This is a genomic window from Demequina sp. (assembly GCF_016278775.1).
GTDB lineage: Bacteria > Actinomycetota > Actinomycetes > Actinomycetales > Demequinaceae > Demequina.
The window spans coordinates 1-5,535 of the sequence record NZ_JADQBF010000022.1 but is presented as its reverse complement, the minus strand read 5'-3'; the positions used below and the strand labels follow the sequence as shown (position 1 = coordinate 5,535).

General features: G+C 66.1%; 4 protein-coding genes. 2 read left to right on the top strand and 2 right to left on the bottom strand.

Annotated features, from left to right (window positions below; translation table 11 throughout):
- Together QZZ33_RS03555 and serA are read right to left on the bottom strand one after the other, a co-directional pair.
- Positions 1-1,423, bottom strand: a 1,423-nt coding sequence (locus QZZ33_RS03555; protein ID WP_291378250.1) for a DEAD/DEAH box helicase, incomplete at its 3' end; no start/stop codon positions are given.
- Between the two features lie 134 nt (positions 1,424-1,557).
- The gene (gene serA / locus QZZ33_RS03550; protein ID WP_291378249.1) at positions 1,558-2,763 is read right to left on the bottom strand and encodes a phosphoglycerate dehydrogenase; all 1,206 of its coding nucleotides are present in this window, start codon (positions 2,761-2,763) and stop codon (positions 1,558-1,560) included.
- Positions 2,764-2,819: 56 nt separating this feature from the next.
- On the opposite strand from serA, the gene QZZ33_RS03545 reads away from it, so the two are divergent.
- Both QZZ33_RS03545 and QZZ33_RS03540 read left to right on the top strand, forming a co-directional pair.
- On the top strand, positions 2,820-3,620 hold the full coding sequence (locus QZZ33_RS03545) for a matrixin family metalloprotease (RefSeq protein WP_291378247.1): 801 nt from the start codon (positions 2,820-2,822) through the stop codon (positions 3,618-3,620).
- A 342-nt stretch (positions 3,621-3,962) separates the two neighbouring features.
- The coding region (locus QZZ33_RS03540; protein ID WP_291378246.1) for a hypothetical protein at positions 3,963-5,535 on the top strand (1,573 nt) is incomplete at its 3' end.

Sequence of the window (5,535 nt, the reverse complement as noted above, 5' to 3'; positions counted from 1 at the left end):
CGCGCGGTGTGCGCTGGGCGTCGCGCGGTGTGCGCTGGGCGTCGCGCGGTGTGCGGCGAGCGGGTGCCCCGCTGCGGGGCGGGCGCTGAGCCGACGCGGTGGCTGGCCGAGTGGACTCCGCTTCGAGTTGCGCGAGCCTGCGTTCGCGCTCGGCAAGCGCCTGTTCGCGCTCGGCAAGCTCGCGCTCCTTGGCGGTGAGTCGTTCCCGGTCAACGGAAGAGTCATCGCGCCTGGCAGCGGGCCTGGCAGAGGATCGCGATCCCGGCCGGTCGCCACGCGCACTCGCCCTCTCGCCACGCGGCCCAGGTCGCTCACTCCGGCGACCGCCGCCACGCCGGTCACTGCGGGCTGCGGGTAGGGGCTCGTCTACCGGCCCGCCAGCGGGCTCGCGCGCGCCGGTGAGGGTGTCGATGCGCTGCAGGGCCTTCGCGTCGATGGTGCGGAAGGACTCCTCCTCCGCATCGATTCCGGCGTTGTCGAGGATGCGTTGGACGGCGTTTCGCTGATGAGGAAGCGACAGCAGCACGGCGAGGCCGTCGGCCCCTGCTCGGCCGGTGCGGCCAGCACGGTGCGTGTAGTCGCGATAGTCGGCGGGCGGGTCGATCTGTAGGACCAGGTCAACCGCGTCCACGTGAATGCCGCGCGCCGCCACATCAGTGGCCACCAGCACGGGCAGGCGCCCGGCGCGGAACTCCGTCATGGCCAGGTTGCGCTCGTTCTGGGCGCGGTCGCCGTGCAACGCGACGGCGAGTACGCCTTGAGAGCGCATGTCTGCGGCCACGCGGTCGGCGGCGAGCTTGGTGCGTACAAAGCACAGCGTGCGACCCTCGCGCGCGGCGATGCGGGTCGCCATCCGGTACTTCTCGTGCGGCGGCACCGACAGCACCACGTGCCGCTGGCTCGGCACATCAGTTCCGTCGGTCACGTCGTGCAGCACCGGGTTCGTCATGAAGCGAGCGACGAGGGTGTCGACCACGCCGTCGAGGGTGGCAGAGAACAGCAACCGCTGGGCGTCGCCGCGGGTCGTGTCGAGGATCTCGGTGATCTCTTCAGCGAAGCCCATCTCCGCCATGTGATCGGCCTCGTCCAAGACGGTGATTCTCACCTCGCTGAGGTCGACATTGCCGCGCCGCATGAGGTCGGACAGCCGCCCTGGGGTCGCCACCAGCACGTGAACCCCGCGGTCCAAAGACATGATCTGCTTGGACATGGACAGCCCGCCAGCGATGAGGCGATGCGACAGGCCCAGCGCGTGTGCGTAGGGTTCCAACGCGTCACCCACTTGCATCGCGAGTTCGCGCGTGGGCACCAAGACGAGTGCGAGCGGACGACGCGGTCCCGGCTTCTCGGACCCGGCCAGTCTCGCGAGCATCGGCAAGCCAAACGCAAGCGTCTTTCCCGAGCCGGTGCGAGCCTTGCCCAGTACGTCCCGGCCAGCCAGGGTGTCGGCGATGGTCGCCGACTGAATGGGGAACGCGGTGGTCAGGTCAAAGCGGGCCAGCGCCTTGAGCAGCTCGTCGGGCAGGTCAAGATCCGCGAAAGGTGTGCCGCCCGCGTTTATGACAACACCCGCAGGCGAACGGTCGCCTGCATTGTGGACATGGCGTCAACCGCGTCGTCCGAAATTCCGGCCGAGACGTCGGTGACCACGTAGCCCAACTCTCCGCGAGTGGCGAGCATCTGTGCCTCGATGTTGACGCCATGCTCTGCAAACACCTGGTTGACGGCGGCGAGCACGCCAGGCGTATTGATGTGCAGGTGCGCAATCCGGTGCGAACCCTGCTGCTGGTCGAGCGACAGGTTGGGGAGGTTGACCGATAGCGAGGTAGACCCGTGGTGCACGTAGTCGCGCAGCCTGGTCGACACGAAGATGCCGATGTCGCGCTGCGCCTCCTCCGTGGAGCCGCCGATGTGCGGTGTGAGAATCACGTTGGGCACGTCCTGAAGCGGCGAAGAGAAGGGATCTCCGTATGTCTTCGGTTCGACAGGGTAAACGTCGACAGCCGCTCCGCCGATCTGACCGGACTCGAGACCGGCCTTGAGGCCCTCGATATCCACGATGAATCCGCGGGACAGGTTGAGGAACAGCGCACCCTGCTTCATCGCTGCAAACTGCTCGCGCCCAAAGAAGCCCGAGTTCCCTGCGCGCCCGTCGACGTGGAGCGTCACGATGTCGGCCTCGCGAAGCAGCGACTCGAGAGTCGGCATCTTGGTGGCGTTCCCAAGTGCCAACTTCTCTGCGTTGTCATAGAAGATGACGTTCATGCCGAGCGCCTCAGCAATCACGGACAGCTGCGAGCCGATGTTGCCGTAGCCGACGATGCCGAGCGTGCGGCCACGAATCTCATGGGCGCCGAGGGCGGACTTGGACCAGATGCCTTCGTGCATCTGACGGTTGTGCACTGGAAGGCGGCGGGTCAGCGAAATCATCTCCGACACGGCCATCTCCACCACGGACCGGGTATTGGAGAACGGGGCGTTGAAGACCGCGACGCCGGCCCGCGCGGCAGCGGCGAGGTCGATCTGGTTGGTACCGATCGAGAAGGCACCCACGGCGATGAGGTCGGGGGCTTCCTTCAGGACGCGTTCGGTGACGTGAGTCTTGGACCTGAGGCCAAGCAGGTGAACACCCTGGAGGGCCTCAATGAGTTCGTCTTCGTCGAGCGCGCCTGCGCGGTTGTCGACCGCGACGTCGGCGGCTTCGAGGATCTCGGTAGCCTGGGGGTGAAGTGTTTCGAGGAGGAGTGCGCGCACGGGGGTCATGGTCTCGCACTTATGACCCGTTTACCAACTTCACTGGGTCATGGGAACCTAAGATCGTGAAAGCAGCGGCCAGACTCTTCCTCGTTGCCCTCGTCACCGCAGCGCTCGGGGTGGCGGGCTTGTACGCCATGGGGGTGCGGCCTGCCGACTTGGCGCACTGGGGTGAGGATCGCAACGCGCTCGTGATCGAGGGCGAGAAGGTGCGCATCCCACCGATCACTGGCACCCCGGAAAGGCTGGCGCCAGCGGTGATCGCCGAGACCTCGGGTGAGTGGAAGCTGCGCGAGGTGACCGAGGGTGGCGCCGTGCTTCACGACCCGTGCATTCCGATCCGGTGGGCCATATCGACCGACCGCATGCCGCTTGGCGCCGATGAGGTGGTGCACGAGGCCGTCGCCGAGGTCGCGGCTCGCACGGGCTTGGTATGGGAGAGCGTCGGCTACTCAGGCGCACCCGCCGTCTTCGACCGCGAACCTCTTGTGAAGCAAGTGAAATGGCGTTGGGCTCCCGTGGTGATCGGCTGGAGCACCGAGGGGGAGTCGGCTGATCTGGCAGGTCGCACGTCGGGTGTGGGCGGTCCCATGGTGACGCGTGGCGCGTACGGCACCGACGAGTACTTGAGGTCGGGAACTGTGCTCCTGGATCTCGCCGACTTTCCCGATGACCTGAGTAACGAGGCGGATCGAGCGACGGCGAAGGCGCTCGTGATGCACGAACTCGGCCATGTCGTCGGCCTTGATCACGTGGACGACATGAGCGAACTCATGTTTCCCTCAGTGACCTCCACGGTGGAGTGGGGGCCCGGCGACCTGGCGGGCCTGGCTTCCGCAGGCGCGGGACAATGCGAGCAGCCCTGACAATCACAACACCACACAAACCAGGGCACATGGACTCCGTGGGTGGATTTTCGGCCAACATCTGGTGAGTATGCTTTCGAATCGACGGCTGCACGAGCAGGGTGCGAGTGCAATTGAGGGGTTGTCATGGTGCACTCGCAGAGCGACGCGAACGATGAGGCATTGACAGGGAGCACCGCACCTCCCGTCCCGCCACCACCTCCCGCGCCACCAGCACCTCCCGCACCTCCCGCACCTCCCGTCCCGCCACCACCTCCCGCGCCACCAGCGCCTCCGGAGACAACGGTGCCAGCGCCCGCTGACGTTGCTGCAACAGGTGCCAGGTCCCGCGTCAGGGTGATCGTGATTGCGAGTGTCGTTGGGGTCGTCGTGTTGCTCGGGGCTGTCGCCGCCGCCTTCACCTTCGTCATTGGCGGCAACGACGACGGTCCGTACGAGGGTCCGGCGACAGACCTGGTGGTGCTGGAGGCGCGCTCCGATGGCGAGGTGACGGGGTACTCGATTGCCTCCTTCGGATCCGAGGATCGACCCGTCACCATCAGCGACAGCATCTTCCAGCCCGCGACGTTGCTGGGCACAGACGGCGTGAGCATCGCCTCCGTCGGCGGGCCCATCATCGGCGGCTACGACCAGGACGGCGACTACACGGTGGTGTCGGTGGACCACGAGACCGGCTCCGTGACCCGAATTCGTACCCTTGATAGCGCCACGGCGGACGTGTACTACGACCCGAAAACCGAGGAGGTCGTGGTGGTGGCCTACGGGTCCGAAGAGTCGACCGGCTACGTGGGTACCGTCGAGGACGGGCTGTCGGTAGTGGCGCGCGGACAGAGCTTGCGAGTGTCGTCGATGACCGGCAGTTTCCTGGCTCTCGACTCCGTCGACGACGGCTACACCTACGAGTTGACCGACAAGAGCGGCGTGCGAGTTCTGCGCGGCAACTCGCTCGACTTGCCGGCATTCGCGTGGGACGACGAGGCTCTCGTCGTGTTGACTGGCGAGACGGGGAGTGAAGGCGTCTCGGTATTCGATGCGACCACGGGCACAGAGATGTTCTCGCTGGAACGGGCGGACCAGATGCGCACCTTCGGCGCGGTGGACGACTACCTGCTCGTCGGGCGCGCCGACGACGAGGGCAACGCCGTGGTCCAGCGTGTGTCACGGTCGGGCGAGGTGGTCGACGTGCTAGAAGCAGTTGGCTCCGTCCAGGCGACGTTCGCAGGCGCTGGCGATAGGGTCGCGGTCGCATACCGTCCGTCAGAAGGCGAAGACGTGGTGCTGGGGTTGGCGACCGGCGGCGACCTCGCCGTTCAGGAACTCGCGTCGGGTGACTCGGTTGTCCTGTACGCATCGCCCCAAGCGCCAGCCGGACTCGTGGCGGCGATGATCACCGTCGAGCCTCAGGATCCCGCGCTGATGGTTGTGTCCGACTTCACGTCCGTCAGCATCGACATTCCCTCTGACGATGGCACCGCGTGGCTTCAGTCGGTGAAGACCGACGCCGAGGGGCGGTACGCATACGCGAACGTCACGTATATGCAGGGCGACACCTCGGTTGCATCGTTGATTGCAATCGACCTGCGTCGCGGCACATTCGAGTGGCTAGTCGAGGATTGGAGTTACGTGGAAGTCGCCGACATCACGTCCGGCGGCGACGCGGTCATTGTCGCTGGAGTGGATGACGACGCCCAGGAGCAAGTGATCGTGGCGAACTTCGACGGTACCGTCGAGTTTGTGGACAGCGTCCCGCAGGCCTATCGCGCAATGTTCTCGCAAGACGAGGCCCAGGTCCTCTTCACGCGCCTCGGTGCAGAAGGGTGGGCGGGAGACGTCGACGTTGTCTCCTACGAGCGCGGCTCCAACAGGGTTCCGACTGTGATGTGGACCGGCGTCTCCTTGGAGTTTGCTGGTTGGC

What these genes read in the sequence shown, in the direction of transcription:
- serA (WP_291378249.1), bottom strand. Translation starts at nt 2,763, where the DNA reads ATGACCCCCGTGCGCGCACTCCTCCTCGAAACACTTCACCCCCAGGCT.